Here is a 17,363-nt window from a genome sequence, read left to right as displayed (position 1 = left end):
AGAGTCTCTAGGTATTTGCTTAATACACCTAGGCGAGGTAGCGTTCCGCGCCACGGGCCGCCCGCGTCCCTGCACAGTCCATTGCATCAAGCCGGGCGTCCGTGACGAGAACGGAGGTACAACGATGCGGTACAGCGGCGGGGTGGCGGAGGGATTCGGCGCGGTCGCGGACGCCTTCTCCCGGAATTTCGCCGAGGACGCGGAGCTCGCGGAGCTCGCGGAGCTCGGCGCGGCCGTGACCGTGTTCGCCGGCGGACGCAAGGTCGTCGAGCTGTGGGGCGGAGTCGCCGACGAGCGCGACGGCCGGCCATGGGAGCGCGACACGATCGTCCCGGTCTTCTCCTGCACCAAGGGCATCGTCGGAGTCTGCGCCCACCTGCTCGCCCAGGAGGGGCGGCTGGACCTCGACGCCCCGGTGGCACGCCACTGGCCGGAGTTCGCGCGGGCCGGAAAGGAGGCGATCACGCCGCGCATGGTGCTCGGGCACCGCGCGGGGCTGCCGGTCCTCGACCGCGTGCTGAGCTTCGAGGAGATCGCCGCCTGGACGCCGGTGGTCCGCGCGATCGAGGAGCAGGAGCCGCTGTGGGAACCCGGCGCCGCCCACGAATACCACGGCCACGTCTTCGGCTTCCTCATCGGCGAGCTGATCCGGCGGATCACCGGGCTCACGCCCGGCGCCTACTTCCGCGAGGCCGCCGGCGACGAGCTGGGGCTGCGGGCCTGGATCGGCCTGCCCCCGGGCGAGCTCGGCGCCCTCGCCCGGCTCGCCGAGGCCGGGGGACGGCCGCCGCTGCCCGGCCCCGAGTCGCTGGTGACGCGCATCGTGACGATGAACGGGGCGCTCGTCTTCCCCGGCCTCGACGAGCCGCACGGCTGGAACGACCCCGCGCTGCTCGCCGCGGAGTTCCCCGGCGCCGGCGCGGTCGCGTCGGCGACCGGCCTCGCCGGACTGTACGCCGCCGCCGCGACCGGCGTCGACGGCTCGGCCCCTCTGCTGAAGCGAGACACCATCACCGGCGCGGTGCGGGAACTGACCGCGGGGCCTTCGTGGTCGGGGTTCCCCGACATGGGCGCCCGCTGGGGGTCGGGTTTCCTGCTCGACTCGCCGGGCTTCCGCACGATGCTCGGGCCGCGCAGCTTCGGCAACGACGGCGCGGGCGGCCAGTTCGCCTTCGGGGACGACGAGTGGGGGGTGGGTTTCGCCTACGTCGCCAACCGGATGATCGGCCACGGCGACGCCCGCGCGAAGCGGCTCGTCGCGGCGGTCCGCGAGTGCCTGTCCGGCGGCCCGCGTCAGTGACCGTGGTGGTAGGAGTGCAGGACGGCGTGGCCCCTGCCCCGTGAGATCAGCCAGCGGTTGATCGGGGTGGTCAGCACGAAGGCCACCACCAGCGAGCCGGCCAGCGACGCCCAGAACAGCACCTCGCCCAGCCCGGCGTCCATCGCCCCCGGCACGGTGACCATCACCGTGTTGTCCAGCACCTCCATGACGGCGATGGAGACGGTGTCGGCGGCCAACGCGATCTTCAGCGCCGCGCCGAGGCCGACCCCGGCGCGCAGCACGCCGCGCATGGTGAAGGCGTAGCCGAAGACGAACGCCAGCGCCACCGACAGCACCACGGTCATGGCGTTGTGCAGGCCGGCGGCGGTGCCGATGGCCATGCCGGCCACCTCGCCGATCGCGCAACCGGTCAGGCAGTGCAGGGTGGCCTGCGCCGCCATCGCCCAGGTGGCGGCGGGCGGGCCGTCATGGCGCCCGCCCGCCGCCGGGGCCGGGTGATCGCGGGCCGAAGCGGCGGGGATGGAGTGGTGCTGGTGGTCGTGATCGTCCATGTCGAGCCTCCTCGCCGCTCATAGTACCCCCTGGGGGTACCGGCGTGGCTAGTCCGCGGCCTCGGTGACGCGCAGCCAGACGGCGGTGTCGGAGGGCAGCGTGTCCCCGTTCACGGGGCCGCTGGCCAGCAGGACGCCCTCGTGCGCGGGCAGCGGCACCGGCTCGGCGCCGAGGTTGACGAGGCAGGTCAGCCCGGACTCGCGCGCGAAGGCCAGCACGCCGTCCGGCGCGTCCAGCCAGCGCAGCGCGCCGTCGCCGAGCTCGGCCCGCCGGATGCGCAGCGCCGTCCGGTACAGGCACAGCATGGAGCCGGGGTCGGCGTCCTGGGCCTCGGCAGTCAGGCCCTCCCACGAGGCGGGCTGCGGCAGCCACGGCTCCGCGGTGCTGTAGCCGAACGGCGGAGCGGCGCCCGACCACGGCAGCGGCACGCGGCAGCCGTCCCGGCCGGGAACGGTGTGCCTCGACCGCGTCCACATGGGGTCCTGCCGCAGCTCGCCGGGGATGTCGTCCACCTCGGGCAGCCCCAGCTCCTCCCCCTGGTAGACGTACACGCTGCCGGGCAGCGCCATGGCGAGCAGCGCCGCGGCCCTGGCCCTGCGCTCGCCCAGCACCAGGTCCGAGGGCATGCCGTCCCTGCGGTCGGTGTGGCTGAAGGAGGTCACGGCCCTGCCGTACTTGGTCACCGGCCGCGGCACGTCGTGGTTGGACAGCACCCACGTCGGCGGGGCGCCGATCGTGCGGTGCGTGGCCAGCGTCAGGTCGATCGACTCCCGCAGCTCGGCGGGCTCCCACGGGCGGGCCATGAAGTCGAAGTTGAACGCGGTGTGCATCTCGTCGGGCCGCAGGTAGAGCGCGAACCGCTCCTGGTCGGGCAGCCAGACCTCGCCGATCAGGATGCGGTCGCCGTACTCGTCGGCGATGCGGCGCCACCCCCGGTAGACCTCGTGGACGGCGTCGTGGTCGGTGTAGGACTCCTCGACGCTGTCGAAGTCCTTGAAGAGCACGGCCGCCGAGTCGATGCGGATGCCGTCCACGCCGCGGTCGAACCAGAACCGCAGGATGTCGTGGAACTCCTCCACCACCTCGGGGTTGGTCCAGTTGAAGTCGGGCTGCTCGGGGGCGAACAGGTGGAGGTACCACTGCCCGTCCGGCACGCGCGTCCACGCCGGGCCGCCGAAGATCGACTGCCAGTCGTTCGGCGGCAGCTCGCCGCGCCCCTCGGCGAACCAGAAGCGCGCCCGCTCCGGCGAGCCGGGCCCGGCGGCGAGCGCCTGGAGGAACCATTCCTGCTGGTCCGAGCCGTGGTTGGGCACGATGTCGATGATCGTCCTGATGCCCAGCGCGTGCGCCTCCTGGATGAACTTCTCCGCCTCCGGCAGGGTGCCGAACGAGGGGTCGATGTCGCGGTAGTCCGCGACGTCGTATCCGCCGTCGGCCATGGGGGAGGGGTACCAGGGGTTGAGCCAGATCGCGTCGACGCCGAGCTCCGCCAGGTAGGGCAGGCGAGACCGCAGGCCGGCCAGGTCGCCGACGCCGTCGCCGTTGCCGTCGGCGAAGCTTCGCAGGTAGACCTGGTAGATCGCGGCTCCCCGCCACCACGTTTTCGACATGCTGGAGTCTCTCCTTACAGATTCGGTGCGCGGCGGGCGCCGTCCGCGGTGACGGAGGGCGCGCCGGCCGCGGCGTGTACGGCCCGGGTGGTGGGTGCGTCGGGCGCGGCCGGGCAGCGGCCGCGCCGGGTCATCCCTTGAGGCTTCCGGCGGTCAGGCCGGCCATGATGCTGCGCTGGAAGACGAAGAAGATCACGATGGCCGGGATGCTGGCGATGACCAGGGCCGCCATGAGCACGTTCTGCGGCATCTGCGCCGACAGCGATGAGATGCCCACGCTGATCGACATCTTGTCGCTGTCGGGCAGCACGAGCAGGGGCCAGATGAAGTCCTTCCAGACGCTGACCACCGACAGGATCGACACCACGCCGAGGATCGGCCGCGACACCGGCAGCACGATCGACCACAGGATGCGCGCCGGGCCGGCGCCGTCGATCTCGGCGGCCTCCAGCAGTTCCCGGGGGATGGAGTCGAAGAACCGCTTGAGCAGGAAGATGAAGAAGCCGTTGGCCGCGGCCGGCAGCCAGATCGCCCAGGGGGTGTTCAGCAGGTTGAACCCGAGGATCGGCAGGTCCTTGACCGTCAGGTAGGCCGGCAGCAGGATCACCGTGGGCGGGATCATCAGCGTGGCGAGCATCCCGCCGAGGACGAGCTTGCCGAGCACGGGCCGCAGCTTGGACAGGGCGTAGGCGGCGGTGACGTCGATGGCCAGGGTGAACAGCCAGGCTCCCGCGGCGTAGATGACCGTGTTGCGCAGGAACACGCCGAGGTCGAGCTGGTCCCACGCCTCGGCGTACACGCTGAAGTCCGGGGAGCTCGGGAAGAACGACGGCGGGATCTGGGCGAGCTCGTCCGGCGACTTCAGCGCCCCGGTGACCATCCAGTACAGCGGGAAGACGAAGATCGCGGTGAAGCCGACGACCACCGTGACCAGGACGATCCAGTAGATGATCTTCCCGTGGGTCGTGCCGAGCGTCTGCGGGGACACAAGGCCGCGGACGTGGCGCTCCGGCGCCTTCCCGCGCCGCCCGCGCGCGGGGGGTGAGGTCTCGGCGCCGCCCGGCGGACCTCCCGCGTGCGGCGGGACGGGACGCGGCGGGTGGCCGGGGCGTACCTCGCCGCCCGAGCGCACTGTGCTGCTCGACATCGTCGCCAACTCCTAGATCTGGTTGTCCCGCGAGACGCGCAGGTAGACGGCCGAGAACACCATCAGCACGATCATGAGCATCAGTCCGAGCGCGCCTCCGCCGCCGAAGTTGCCGAAGCTGAAGGCGTACTGGTACATGAGGTAGGCCACCGTGACCGTCGCGTTCTCAGGGCCGCCGCCGGTCAGCAGGTACGGCTCGATGAACACCTGCATGGTGGCGACGATCTGCAGCAGCAGCATCACCAGCAGGACCAGTTTGGTCTGCGGGATGGTGACGTGCCACACCCGCCTGAACAGGCCCGCGCCGTCCAGCTCCGCCGCCTCGTACAGCTCGCCCGGGATGCTCTGCAGCGCCGCCAGGTAGATCAGCGTGCCGGTGCCGAGGTTCATCCAGGTGGAGACGAGCACCAGCGAGAGCAGCGCGGTGCTGGTGGAGTCCAGCCAGCTCAGCCCCGGCAGGTGCACCAGGTCGAGGATCTGGTTGAACAGCCCGGGGCCCGGGTCGTAGAACCACTTGAACAGCAGCACCGCGACGGCCGGCGGCAGCATCACCGGCAGGTAGACGACGAACCTGAGGTAGGCCTTGGCGTGCCGCAGCTCGTTCAGGACGATCGCCGCCACGAACGGCACGGCGTACCCGACGATCAGCGCGAGCCCGGTGAAGGCGGCCGTGTTGATCCAGGCCTGGGCGAACGCCGAATCCTCGGTCACGGTGCGGAAGTTGTCCAGGCCCACCCATTCGGGCGGCCCGACGAAGTTCGTCTTCTGGAAGCTGAGCAGGAACTCCCGCACCATCGGGTACCAGGAGAAGAACGCGAAGCACAGCAGCGCCCCGCAGAGGAACCCGTACGCCGTCAGATTGCGGCGGACGCTGCGCCCCGCCGCCCCCGGAGCGCGGCGCCGTGACGCCGCCGCGGCCGTCGTGGTCATCTGTACTCCCGATTGCGTCAGTGCGTGGGCGGGGTGCCGGCCGGTGGCGGCCGGCACCCCGGGGCCGAGGTCAGCTCGACTTGGCCAGGATGTTGTTGACCTTCTTCTCCGCGTCGGAGAGCAGCTGGTCGACGTTGGCGTCCTTCCTGGTCAGCACCGCGGACATCGCCGTGTCCAGTACCGCGTAGATCTCCTGGGCCTTCGGCGGCTCAAGCTTGAACTGGACCGCGGTGTTGGCGTCGATGTACGGCTGGAAGTGCTCCACCGGGATCGTCGCGAACTGCTTGCGCAGGTCCAGGATCTTCTTGCCCGGCTCGGTGTCGCCGAACAGGTCGATGTCCGGCAGTCCGACCGGCAGCCCGTCGGCCTTGGCCCGCTCGAAGTCGAACTGGCCCTGTCCGGGGGTCAGGAACTTGTACTCCAGCCACTGGAGACCGGCCTTGATCTGCTCGGGGCTGGCCTTGGGGTTGAACATGTAGCCGTCGCCGCCGCTGAGGGAGGTGGTGGCCTCGGGCATGCCGGTCACGCCGTAGTCGTCGAACTTGCCCTTGAAGGTGTTGTTGACCTCCTTGACCACGTCAGGAGCGCCGATCATCATGCCCAGCTTGCCGCTGCCCATCATGCGCATGAGGTCTTCCCAGCGGAGCAGCTGCTTGGTGCCCATGCTGTCGTCGGTCCAGCGCATCTGCTTGAGGTTGTCCAGCACGGCCTTGCCCTGAGGGCTGTTGAAGGCGGCCTGCTTGCCGTCGGGGGTGACGACGTCGCCGCCGCGGCCGTAGATGGAGGAGGTGAAGTGCCAGCCACCGGTGTTGCCCGCGCTGTACTCGCCGTACCCGACGTAGCCGGCGCCGAGCGCCGCGATCTTCTTGGCCGCGGCCTGCACCTCCGCCCAGGTCTTGGGCGGCTGGTCGGGGTCGAGCCCGGCCTGGGTGAACAGCTTGCGGTTGTACACAAGGCCCGTCGAGTAGTTGACCCTCGGGAGGCCGTAGACCTTGTCACCGCTCTTGAAGACGCTGATGACGTCGGGACGGATGTTCTTCAGCGCGGGGACGCTGTCGAGGTACGGCGAGATGTCCGCCGCCTGGCCGGAGGCGATGATCTTCTGGACGTCGGTGTAGTAGACGTAGAAGAGGTCCTCCATCTCCCCGCCGGCCAGCTTGGCCTGGAACGTCTCGGGGACGATGCAGGGGAAGGCGTCCTTGCCCTCGACCGTGATGTTCGGGTGCGACTGCTGGAACGCCGTGACGTCGGCGTCCCACTGGGCCGCTTCCTTGGGGTTGTTCTTCGGCGGCTTGCAGCCGACCGTGATCGTCACCGGTGCCGCCGCGGCGGGGGGCGCCGAGCCCTGCGACGACTTCGCGTCAGGGGTGTCGCCGGCGCCGCTGCCGCATCCGGCGGCGGCGAGCGCGATCCCTGCGCTCAGCAGGATCGCAAGGTTGCGGGGTTTCATGGATGTTTCCCTCCTGGACTGCCCCCGACTACGAGGCCCAAGTTCTGGTACAGCTTCGTGAACCGGTTGGGAGCAACATATAGAGGCAGACATATGCCAGCAAGAGTCCGATGTCCTTGATGCAAAAAAGTGACAGTGACCTCTCTGGTAACAGGCTTGTCACCTCGACGTCACACTGATGCGCCGCCCCGGCGGCGAGACGCCGCGAACCTGACGGGCCGCGGGATGATCCGGCACGGCGCGTACGAGCCGGCCACGCGTACGAGCCGGCCACGCGTGCGGAAGCCGGCCACGCGCGCGAGAGCCGGCCGCGCGTGCGAAGCCGGTCGCGAGCCGGTCGCGTGTCGCGCGGGGAGGGCGCGTCCGCGTCAGTCGCGCGTCTTGACCGGGCCGGTGGAGCCGCGGACGACGAGCTCGGGCTCGAACAGCAGCTCCTCGGCGGTCACCGAGCCGCCGTCGATCTGGTTGACCAGCAGGGTGACGGCCGTCCTGCCGATGGCCTCGATGGGCTGGCGCACGGTCGTCAGGGGCGGGTTCGTGCAGTTCATGAAGGCCGAGTCGTCGAAGCCCACCACGGAGACGTCCTCGGGCACCGACATGCCGAGGCGGCGCACCGCGCGCAGCACGCCGAGCGCGAGGACGTCGCTGGCGCAGATGATGCCGGTGAGCCCGCTGTTGACCAGCCGCGTCGCCACGGCCTGGCCGCCCTCCAGCGAGAACAGGCTGTGCTCGACGGTGTCCGGGCCCGCCTCCAGCCCGGCCCGGCGGGCCTCGGACTGGAACGCGGCGAGCTTCCGGCGCGAGGGGACGTGGTCGCGCGGCCCGAGGACCATGCCGATGCGGGTGTGGCCGAGCGAGGTCAGGTGGCCGAACGCCTGCTCCACCGCCACCACGTCGTCGGTGGACAGGCAGGGGAGGCTCAGCTCGCCGATCGCGGCGTTGACGAGCACGGTCGGCAGGCGCCGGTCGAGCAGGCGCAGGTAGTGCTCGTGCGGCGCGTCGGCCTCCATGTAGTGCCCGCCGGCGAAGACCATGCCGGAGACCTGCTGCTCCAGCAGCATCTCGACGTAGTCGGACTCCGACAGCCCGCCCGCGGTGCGGGTGCACAGGACGGGGGTGAAACCGCGCTGGGCGAGCGCGCCGCCGACCACCTCGGCCAGGGCGGGGAAGATCGGGTTGCCGAGCTCGGGGAGCACCAGGCCGACCAGGCGCGCCCGTTCACCGCGCAACTGGGTGGGCCGTTCGTAGCCGAGCACGTCGAGCGCGGTCAGCACCGCGGCCCGGGTGGTGTCCGAGACGCCGGGCTTGCCGTTGAGCACCCGGCTCACCGTGGCCTCGCTGACGCCGACCTTGCGGGCCACCTCGGCGAGTCTGCGCGTCGTCGCGCGCGCGACCGTGTCGCCGGCGGCCGCGGGGCGGGCGGCCGGGCCGCCGTTCGGACGGGAGGCCGCCTTGTCGCTTGTCACGCCCGCAAATATACGGCAGCCGTCTGCAAGCCGTTTGCGCGGAGTGCCGGAAACGGGCGTCAAGGCATGCCTGTCCGCCCGTCTGGGCCGGTTGATCGCGGCGAATCGCGTGACATAGTCGTGACCTTGCAGCTATTCGTCGAAACATTGCAGTTATCTGTCTGTCATCTTATGGTGTGGGCAGTTCCGCCGGGCAAGCGACGGTCCGCGCGTCCCTGACCGCGAAGCGTCCCGGCTCTTCGCACTTCGCAGAAGGGTCAGCCGATGAGACAAACGGGCAGGCTGCGCGCCTGGACGATCGCCACCGCGGTGGCACTGGCGGCGGGGACGCTCTCGGTCCCGCCGTTGTCCTCCGGGACGGTGGCCGCCACGGCGGTGGACACGCCGTGGGACTTCGCCGGGCGCGGCGCCACGGTTCCCTTCACCGAGTTCGAGGCAGAGGACACCGCCCACGCCACGACGAACGGCCAGGTCATCGGGCCCGACCGGGTCTACACCCACCTGCCGTCCGAGGCGTCCGGCCGTCGCGCCGTGACCCTGGACGCCGCCGGCGAGTACGTGGAGTTCACGCTCACCAAGCCGGCGAACGCCATGGTCGTGCGCTACAGCGTGCCCGACAACGCGGCGGGGACCGGCCAGAACACCACCGCCGGCGTGCGGGTCAACGGCGCCCACCTCAAGGACCTGCCGCTCACCTCCCGGTACGGCTGGTACTACGGCGGCTACCCGTTCGGCAACAATCCGGGCGCCGGCAACCCGCACCACTTCTACGACGAGGCCCGCACCACGCTGGGCTCGACGCTGAGCGCCGGGACCAAGGTGCGCGTCCAGCACGCCGGCGGCATCCCGATCACCGTGGACCTGGCCGACTTCGAGGCCGTCCCCGCGCAGATCGGCCGCCCGGCGGGCTCCCTGTCGGTCGACGACTTCGGGGCCGCGCGCAACTCCGCGACCGACTCCACCGCCGCCTTCCAGGCCGCCGTCGACGCGGGCAAGGCCCAGGGCAAGGTGGTCTACATCCCCGAGGGCACCTACACGCTGTGGGACCACGTGGTCGTCGACGGCGTCACCCTCGCCGGAGCCGGACCCTGGTACAGCGTGCTGACCGGCCGGCACCCCACCCAGCGCAACCTGGCGGCCGGCATCTACGGCAAGTACGTCGCCGGCGGCGGGTACACCGGCCCCGTCCGCTCGCACGAGGCCGGCGGCCCGAGCCGCAACGTGACGCTGCGCGACTTCGCCATCATCGGCGAGATCGCCGAGCGGGTCGACGAGGACCAGGTCAACGCCATCGGCGGCGCCATGACGAACTCGGTCGTCGACAACGTGTGGATGCAGCACACCAAGGTCGGCGCCTGGATGGACGGCCCGATGGACGGCTTCACCATCAGGAACAGCCGCATCCTCGACCAGACCGCCGACGGGGTGAACTTCCACACCGGCGTCACGAACTCGACGGTGACCAACACCTTCGTCCGCAACACCGGCGACGACGGGCTCGCGATGTGGCCGGACCGGATGGCCAACGTCGGCAACTCGTTCACCCGCAACACGGTGGTCGCGCCGGTGCTGGCCAACAACATCGTCACCTACGGCGGACGGGACATCAAGATCACCGACAACGTGGTGACCGACACCGTGACCAACGGCGGCGGCATCCACATCGCCAACCGCTACCCCGGGGTCAACTCCGGCTCGGGCACGGCGGTCGCCGGCACGCACACCGTGGCGCGCAACACTCTGCTGCGGGCGGGGAACTCCGACTACAACTGGAACTTCGGCGTCGGCGCCATCTGGTTCGACGCGCTCAACGAACCGGTCAACGCGACGATCAACGTCACCGACACCGACATCCTGGACAGTTCGTACGCGGCGATCCACTTCATCGAGGGCAGCACCCAGACCGTCAACTTCACCGATGTCAAGGTCGACGGGACGGGCACGTACATGATCCAGGCGCAGGCCGCGGCCCGGACGACGTTCACGGGCGTCAGCGCCGCGCACATCGGCGCCGGGGTCAGCGTCCACAACTGCGTCGGCAGCGGCTTCTCGATCACGCAGGGCAGCGGCAACACCGGGTGGAGCCCCGGCTCGACGTTCTGCGGCGGCTGGCCGGCGCCCAACTACATCTACCCCGGCGGAGGCGGCGGCACCACGCCGACCCCGACGCCCACCGTCCCCACCCCCACCCCCACCCCCACTCCGACGCCGACCCCCTGCGTTCCCGGCGCCGGCGACCTGGCGCGCGGCAGGACGGTCACGGCGACCGGCCAGTCGCAGGGCTACGCCCCGGCGAACGCCGTCGACGGCAACGCCGACACCTACTGGGAGAGCACGAACAACTCCTGGCCGCAGTCGATCACGGTCGACCTGTGCGCGGTCGCCTCGGTCCAGCGCGTGACGTTGAAGCTGCCCCCGGCGGCGGCGTGGGCGGCCCGCACGCAGACGATCGCGGTGCTGGGCTCCACCGACGGCGGCGGTTACACCACCCTGTCGCCCGCCGCGGGACGCGCGTTCGACCCGGCGTCGGGCAACACGGCGACCGTGTCGTTCACCCCGGCCGGCGTCCGGTACGTCCGGCTGACCTTCACCGGGAACACCGGCTGGCCCGCCGCCCAGCTCTCGTCCTTCGAGGTGTACGGCGGAGCGGCCGCGACACCCACGCCCACCCCGACGCCCACTCCTACGCCGTCCTCGGGGAACCTCGCCCGGGGCAAGGCGACCAGCGAGAGCGGGCACGCGGACGTGTACGGCTCGGGCAACGTGGTCGACGGCAACGCGGGCACCTACTGGGAGAGCGTGAACAACGCCTGGCCGCAGTCGGTCGCCGTCGACCTCGGCGCGTCCTCCAGCGTCGGAAGGATCGTGCTGAAGCTGCCGCCGTCCGCGTCCTGGGCGACCCGCAGCCAGACGATCGCGGTGCTCGGCTCCGCTGACGGGTCGTCGTACAGCACCATCGCAGGCCCGGCCGCTTACACCTTCAACCCGGCCACCGGCAACAGCGCCACCATCACCTTCTCCGCCACCGTCCGGCGCCACCTGCGCCTGACCTTCACCGGGAACACCGGCTGGCCCGCCGGGCAGCTGTCGGAGTTCGAGGTCTACTCCTCCTAGCGGAGGGCGGGCCGCGCGGGCGGCCGAGTGGAGAATCCGGTGCGGGGGGCGCCCCCGAGCGACGCCCCCCGCACCGGATCCGAGACCGGGCCTCGGTGGCAGGGGGACGCACCTGCCACCGAGGTCCCTGCCATCCGGCGATGGCTCCCGGTGATCAGCCGGATGTGTTCCTCGGCCGCCCGGCGCGCGGGCGGAGCCCAGGCGGCCGCGCATGCACCGCCGTTCAGGGCGAACGCCCAGCATGAGCCCTTACGCTCACCCGAACGGGATACGAGTCCCGCTCGAAAGTTACGGAGCATAACCGAAAGCGACAAGACCGCCGATGGTCGCGTGGTCTGCCGACGACGGCTTGAACAGGGAAAATCGGCGTCAACACGCAGGTCGTGGCCGTGGGCTGATCGCCGGCTCGGCGTGGCCCGGCCACGTGATCCCATGAAACTTTCGACCTCGCCGCCGCACGGGCAGGGGCCGCCCCCTGGCGACCCCTGCCGGTCGATCACCACCAGCCGGTGGGCGAACCCGCGGCGCAGTCCCACGTCTTGTTCTTGATGACGCACGCGCGGAAGGCGCGGGTCGACCCCGAGGCCGTGGGATAGCCGCGGGTGTAGTTCCGGGAACTGATCAGTTTGGTGTCCAGGGTGTCCCATTGGCGGTCGCCGTTGGTGTCGACCTCCAGCACGACGTAATAGTCGCCCCTGCCGTTGATGACACGCCCCCAGCCGTGCTGCCGGCCCCCGCATGTGCCGTACCGGATCTGGACGGTGTACCCGTTGACGTCCCGCTGGACCGCGGTCTGCACGTTCGTGCAGCCGCCCGGGTCCGACAGCCAGGTGTCGGCGCCGGCGGGCACCGCCGTCGCGACCGACGTGGCCACGGCGACCGCCGCGATTCCCACTGACATGCTGATCCGCCGCTTGCTCAGGTGTACCGACATGCGACTCCTCTCCGAGTTCTCATCTCTCGACGACCCGCTCTCCAACCGGGTGCAAGCCGCTCCGAACCGGGTGCTACCGCTCCCGAAACGGGTGTGAGGCCGATGCTCGCGGGCGGCCGCCGGGGCGGGCCAGAGCAATCATGAGAAATGGGACGCTGGGATGCGACACGCGCGCCGACCTGGGGTTCGCCACGCCCGGGGAGATGAAAGTGGGACGTCCTCCACACGCTCTCGGCGGTCCCGTCGAGCACCGCGCAGCCGAGGAACGTGCGGCCGCACGCTACACCCGAGACGCTTCATCGTCGAGAAAGATCTCTTCGATCTTCAGGTCGAACAGCCTGGCGAGACGGAAGGCGACGGGAAGGCTCGGGTCGAACTTCCCTGTTTCGATCGCGTTGATCGTCTGCCTTGACACGCCGACACGCTGAGCCAGGTCGGCCTGCGTCCAGGCGCCTTCGGCCCGGAGGTCCTTGATGCGGTTCTTCATCGATATCTGATCTTGCCGACCATGACGGCGATCACGTAGACGACTCCTAGGAGCACGGGGAGGACCGCGACATCGACGTCGTAGACGACGAGGTCGGCGGCGTCCGCGACGACGTAGGCGAATCCGATGACCCACCCCACTCCGAGGGCGACCGCCAGCGCATCCTGCATGATCTTCCGTTGCAACTCATCTTGTCCTCGGAGAAAGCGCGCGAAGGCGACGATCCATCCGATGCCGACGACGAGATTGGCGGCGACCGCGGCCCAGCTCGCCGCCGGTCGCTGCGAATCCCAGAAGAGTCCGGGGCCGAATTTGGCCAAGGCAAGGGTCGCCAGCCAGGCGAGTGTCCAGAGTGCAAGTCGAACGGTCGTCTCGATCGACTCCCGATAGTCCCCGGTCGCGTCGTGTGCCTGCACGAGTGGCCCTCCCTGCGGCGAAAAGTCAAGTGCACTTGACACGGTAGGAGGAACCTGCCGCGATGTCAAGCTCACTTGACATCAGTCGAGCCGCCCCCGGTCCGGGCGGCATGGGACTGCCGTCGGTTCTGCCGTGGCAGGCCCTCCACTCGGGTCGGACGTCACCGGCCGCGTAGCGGCGAGAAGGCCTGGCGGCGGGGGGCGCCGGCGGGAGTGGAGGGCCGCGACGGCGGTACGAACAGAGGTGACCGGGCTGAACACGCGGCTCACGGCGGTGCCGGCCGTCAGCGCGTCACAGCCCGGTCACCTGGTCGTTGGAACTTCGAGGACGGACCGGCGGCCCCGGCGGAAGGCGGGGCTTCGGCCCGCGGGGCGAGGCCTTGTTCGCGGACCTCCCGGCCCGTCGTGGTGCGGGAGGTCAGACAGGCTGGTCCTCGACGTGGAAGGAGATGCCTCCCTGGTCGTCGACGTCGGCGTCCAGGGCCTTGTCGTCGAGCACGGTCGCGGCCACCGGGTCCAGGTAGACCTTGGCCCCTTCGCTTTCGACCACCTTGTCGGTGGTCTCGGGCCCGTCGGCGACCGACAGCATCAGTGAGCCGGCGTCCTCGCCCTGCGAGGAGATGCGGATGCCCTTGTCGGTCGACTCGCCCGACTGGGTGTTGAGGTCACGGATCACCTTGGCGGCGGTCTCGGTCAGCGTGAGCATTGAGCCTCCTCGAGAGGGTCACTTCCCGGGTTAACCGCCCCATGCCCGATTTGGGGTGTATAAACCTCATTGTCGGATTCCTGGGAGTCGATTCTCGCTCATCGGCGTTGGCACGGCAGTGGTCGTCCGCACGTCGGCCGATGGGTTCGAGCGGTCCGTGCCCGGGTGCCCGGATGGCCGCGAACGCATCACCTTACGTATGCCCGAACGCATGGCCAACCGGTGCAGGAACGGTCATAGTGGAGCCGCGGGCGGCGATCGTGCCGGTTCCCGCGTTCACGAGGGGGAGGGGCCGGCTCCCGCCTGCGCCACGGGGGTGCGCGCGCAGCGGGAACGTTCCCGTCCGCGTTCACTACGGGAGCGGTCATGGTCGTCGTCGGCACGTGGAACCTGGAGAACCTCTACCGGCCCGGCGGGGAGTTCGGCCCCCGCGACGAGGCCGCGTACAAGGCGAAGATCTCGGCACTGGCCGGCACCCTCACCGGCATCGGCCCCGACGTGCTCGGCGTCCAGGAGGTCGGAGACCCCGCGGCGCTCGCCGACCTGGTGGAGGCGCTCGGCGGCGAATGGCACACCGCGCTGTCGGGACATCCCGACGCGCGGGGGATCCGGGTCGGAGTGCTCAGCCGCCTCCCGCTCACCGTTCTCCACGACGTCACCGCCTTCACCTCGCCGCTTGCGGCCGTCCAGAGCACCGACGCCGGGCCCGCGACCGCCCAGACCAGCCGTGGCATGCTCGCCGTACGGGTCGAGCCGAGCGCGGGCACCACGCTCGACGTGGCGGTCTGCCACCTGAAGTCCAAGCTGCTGAGCTTCCCCGGCGGCCGGTTCGCCGCCCGCGACGAGGGCGAGCGCGCCAGGTACGGCGCCTACGCCCTGTACCGGCGGGCCGCCGAGGCCACCACGCTGCGCGGCCTCGCCGACATGCTCGTCGGCGGCCACGGGCAGGAGCGGCCGGTGGTCGTGCTCGGCGACTTCAACGACGAGCCGCAGGCCGCCACCACGCAGATCGTCCTCGGCCCGCCCGGGTCCGAACTCGGCACCGCCGGGGCGCTGCGTCCGGACAAGGGCGACGCCTGGCGGCTGTGGAACCTCGCCACGCTGATCCCCGAGGCGGAGCGCTTCTCCCGCGTCCACAACGGCCGGGGAGAGCTGATCGACCACGTCCTCGCCAGCCGCGCGCTCATCGAACGCGTCGCCGAGATCCGTTCAGTGGTCGGCCACGGCCTCCCCTCAGTGGCCGAAGACCCCACCCCCCGCCGCGACGCCCCCGACTCCGACCACGCCCCCATCGTCGCCCACTTCACCCTCTGAGACCGGATGACCGGCCCGCCCGTCATGCACACGAGTGCCCAGTACGCCGAGCTCACGCCTCAGAGAAGTGGCATTCAAGTCTCCGAGGCACTGGCCACTGGCGCACCGTTGGATTTGAGGGTGGAGGTGGTGGTCCGACCCGTTGCCCATGCCGCCGGTCGCCGTCGCCGCGCCCATTCGAAACTCTCTGGTGCTGACCGTTGGGTTGATGGAGGCTGGTCGCGGTCGGCGCTGTCGCCGCGCCCATTCGAAACTCTCTGGTGCTGACCGCAGGGTTGATGGAGGCTGGTCGCGGTCGGCGCCGTTGCCGCGCTCACCCGAAACCCTCTGGTGCTGACCGCGGGGTACGCGTGACACGGGATACGCGTACGGGCGGGCTATGTGTCCCCTCGTGTGGGGGTGGGGTAGAGGGCGCCGTGGCGGCGAGTGCGGATCACGGCGGCTCCGGCGCCCTTTGTACGGCGAGAACCGGTCAGGTCACGCGGCCAGTTCTTGTCGGACGCGGTCGCGGAACTCGCGGACCTGGATGGTGTCCGCGTAGGGCTCCAGGTGCGTGTCGAAGCGTCGCAGGCGTTCCGCGGGGCGGGCGGAAGTCAGGGTCTTGGCCATCGGAATCGACTCACGTGCGAGGTGGAGAGCACGGTCCAGCTCGCCCATGCCGAGATACGCCTCGGCGGCGCTCACCCGGCTGAACTGCGCCGACCGGAAACGACGCTCGGTGTACTGCTTGATCACGGATTCGGCGCAGGCAGCGCCGCGCTCGTGCTCGCCGATGAGATGCCAGGCTATGCCCGCCTCGGCCACCGGCTCCGTGGCCTCGAACTGCGCGATCCATGAAGGGTCGCGGTCGGCGGGGCCCTGGGCGTAGTCGCGTTCGACCTCGCCGAGCAGGCGTTCGACGTGCTTGACGGCGTGGCCGTCACGGGTCTCGGCCAGGTTGACCTCAAGGGCGAGCGCCCATGCCTCCCGGCTGCGGAGCCGTGCCATGGCGCGTGGTGACGCCTGGGCGCGGCGGCCGGTGTCGACGGAAGCCCGCGCCAGCCGCGCGGCCCAGCGGGGATGCCCCATATGGGTGGCCTGGTGGGTCATCGTGGTGAGCACCCAGGCGGCGGTCAGCGGGTCGTCTCCGCCCTTGGCGAGTTGCAGCGCCTGCCCGTAGTAGTACTGCGCCTGCCCCTGGAGGCCGAGGTCGAAGGCCGTCCATCCGGCCAGCCCGGTCATGCCCGCGGCGGCCGTCATGAGGCGGGCGCCGACGCGCTCGTCGTAACGCCCGCGCAGCAGGGGAGCGACCTTGGTGTTCAGGTAGTCGACCACGGCCGGGCGGATGAGCCCCGCGCCGAACTGGTTGTCCATCCTGATGAACGCCTGCCTGGCCTCGTCGATGCGCTCGACGTCGCCCATGCCCACCGACGGTCCGACCCCGGTGTGGGCGACGGACGCGCTCGCGCGGTCGTAGGTCCAGGCCGAGAGCCACTCGCCCAGGGCGGCCGGGACGAACGGCAGCGCCGCCAGGATGTGCCGGCGGGACAGATCCATGTCGCACCTCCACAGATGCTCGGCCGCCCTCACGGTAGCCGCGAGGGATCCGCGCCCGAAGTCCGTCATCGGCGACAGTTCAGTGGCGGGAGTGAGAGCCTCGCCCTCCACCCACCGCTCCACCTCGGCCGGGTCCACGTCGAACACGGCGGCCAGGCGCATCCGGTAGATCGGGCGGATGCCCTGGTCGCCCCGTTCCCAGCGACCCCACGTCCTGGGCGTCACGCCGACCGCCTCGGCCGCCACCTCCTGGCTCATGCCGAGCCGTTTGCGCGCCTTGACCAGCCCAGGACGTTCCCCGTAAGGGCGAGCCCCCGTCATGGCCGTGCTCCTCTCCGTGATCGGATCCTCACTGATTGTGGTATCGATCGTCTCGGCGACGCCAGGCGGTCACGGGAAGCGTCCGGAAAACGACACCT

Annotated in this window: 14 protein-coding genes; 3 read left to right on the top strand and 11 right to left on the bottom strand. The window is 70.6% G+C overall.

The features are described 5' to 3' along the window. The first annotated feature begins 124 nt into the window (after positions 1-124). Entirely contained in the window at positions 125-1,300 is a 1,176-nt protein-coding gene (locus ACFO60_RS00585) for a serine hydrolase domain-containing protein (protein WP_380835620.1), read from the top strand. Here the strand turns inward: ACFO60_RS00585 and ACFO60_RS00580 are convergent. From ACFO60_RS00580 to ACFO60_RS00555, 6 genes are all read right to left on the bottom strand, one after another. Then, positions 1,294-1,833: a DUF4396 domain-containing protein gene (locus ACFO60_RS00580; RefSeq protein ID WP_380835618.1), complete on the bottom strand. Its 540-nt coding sequence runs from the start codon at positions 1,831-1,833 to the stop codon at positions 1,294-1,296. The two genes, ACFO60_RS00585 and ACFO60_RS00580, sit on opposite strands and share 7 nt — an antisense overlap. Positions 1,834-1,881: 48 nt before the next feature. Beyond that, the gene (locus ACFO60_RS00575) at positions 1,882-3,444 is read right to left on the bottom strand and encodes a glycoside hydrolase family 13 protein (protein ID WP_380835616.1); all 1,563 of its coding nucleotides are present in this window, start codon (positions 3,442-3,444) and stop codon (positions 1,882-1,884) included. A 130-nt stretch (positions 3,445-3,574) separates the two neighbouring features. Continuing rightward, positions 3,575-4,591 (bottom strand): carbohydrate ABC transporter permease, encoded by a 1,017-nt coding sequence (locus ACFO60_RS00570; RefSeq protein ID WP_380835615.1) that lies wholly within the window; start codon positions 4,589-4,591, stop codon positions 3,575-3,577. 12 nt (positions 4,592-4,603) lie between these two features. Then, complete coding sequence (locus ACFO60_RS00565) at positions 4,604-5,521, bottom strand: carbohydrate ABC transporter permease (RefSeq protein ID WP_380835613.1); 918 nt, start codon at positions 5,519-5,521, stop codon at positions 4,604-4,606. A 70-nt stretch (positions 5,522-5,591) separates the two neighbouring features. Continuing rightward, positions 5,592-6,971 (bottom strand): extracellular solute-binding protein, encoded by a 1,380-nt coding sequence (locus ACFO60_RS00560; RefSeq protein ID WP_380835611.1) that lies wholly within the window; start codon positions 6,969-6,971, stop codon positions 5,592-5,594. A 368-nt stretch (positions 6,972-7,339) separates the two neighbouring features. After that, positions 7,340-8,437, bottom strand: coding sequence for a LacI family DNA-binding transcriptional regulator (locus tag ACFO60_RS00555; protein WP_465269869.1), 1,098 nt, complete (start codon positions 8,435-8,437; stop codon positions 7,340-7,342). Positions 8,438-8,701: 264 nt separating this feature from the next. On the opposite strand from ACFO60_RS00555, the gene ACFO60_RS00550 reads away from it, so the two are divergent. Next, entirely contained in the window at positions 8,702-11,551 is a 2,850-nt protein-coding gene (locus ACFO60_RS00550) for a galactose-binding domain-containing protein (protein WP_380835609.1), read from the top strand. A gap of 496 nt (positions 11,552-12,047) precedes the next feature. Here the strand turns inward: ACFO60_RS00550 and ACFO60_RS00545 are convergent, their stop codons facing one another. The 4 genes from ACFO60_RS00545 to ACFO60_RS00530 form a co-directional block, all read right to left on the bottom strand. Continuing rightward, positions 12,048-12,485 carry a hypothetical protein gene (locus ACFO60_RS00545; protein WP_380835607.1) on the bottom strand — a complete coding sequence of 146 codons (438 nt, stop codon included), beginning with the start codon at positions 12,483-12,485 and terminating at the stop codon, positions 12,048-12,050. Between the two features lie 280 nt (positions 12,486-12,765). Next, entirely contained in the window at positions 12,766-12,972 is a 207-nt protein-coding gene (locus tag ACFO60_RS00540) for a helix-turn-helix transcriptional regulator (protein WP_380835605.1), read from the bottom strand. Further along, complete coding sequence (locus tag ACFO60_RS00535; protein ID WP_380835604.1) at positions 12,969-13,388, bottom strand: hypothetical protein; 420 nt, start codon at positions 13,386-13,388, stop codon at positions 12,969-12,971. The genes ACFO60_RS00540 and ACFO60_RS00535 overlap by 4 nt, the downstream gene beginning before the upstream one ends. A gap of 418 nt (positions 13,389-13,806) precedes the next feature. Beyond that, positions 13,807-14,094 carry a Fe-S cluster assembly protein HesB gene (locus ACFO60_RS00530; protein ID WP_380835603.1) on the bottom strand — a complete coding sequence of 96 codons (288 nt, stop codon included), beginning with the start codon at positions 14,092-14,094 and terminating at the stop codon, positions 13,807-13,809. Between the two features lie 366 nt (positions 14,095-14,460). Between ACFO60_RS00530 and ACFO60_RS00525 the strand changes: the two genes are divergently transcribed. Next, positions 14,461-15,408, top strand: coding sequence for an endonuclease/exonuclease/phosphatase family protein (locus ACFO60_RS00525; RefSeq protein ID WP_380835601.1), 948 nt, complete (start codon positions 14,461-14,463; stop codon positions 15,406-15,408). A 477-nt stretch (positions 15,409-15,885) separates the two neighbouring features. Here ACFO60_RS00525 and ACFO60_RS00520 read toward each other — a convergent pair whose 3' ends face one another. After that, entirely contained in the window at positions 15,886-17,265 is a 1,380-nt protein-coding gene (locus tag ACFO60_RS00520) for a helix-turn-helix domain-containing protein (RefSeq protein WP_380835600.1), read from the bottom strand. Positions 17,266-17,363: the final 98 nt, after the last annotated feature.

Origin of the sequence: Sphaerisporangium dianthi, assembly GCF_042654065.1 — a bacterium.
Classification (GTDB): Bacteria; Actinomycetota; Actinomycetes; order Streptosporangiales; family Streptosporangiaceae; genus Sphaerisporangium; species Sphaerisporangium dianthi.
This window is presented reverse-complemented; position numbering and strand designations above follow the sequence as displayed.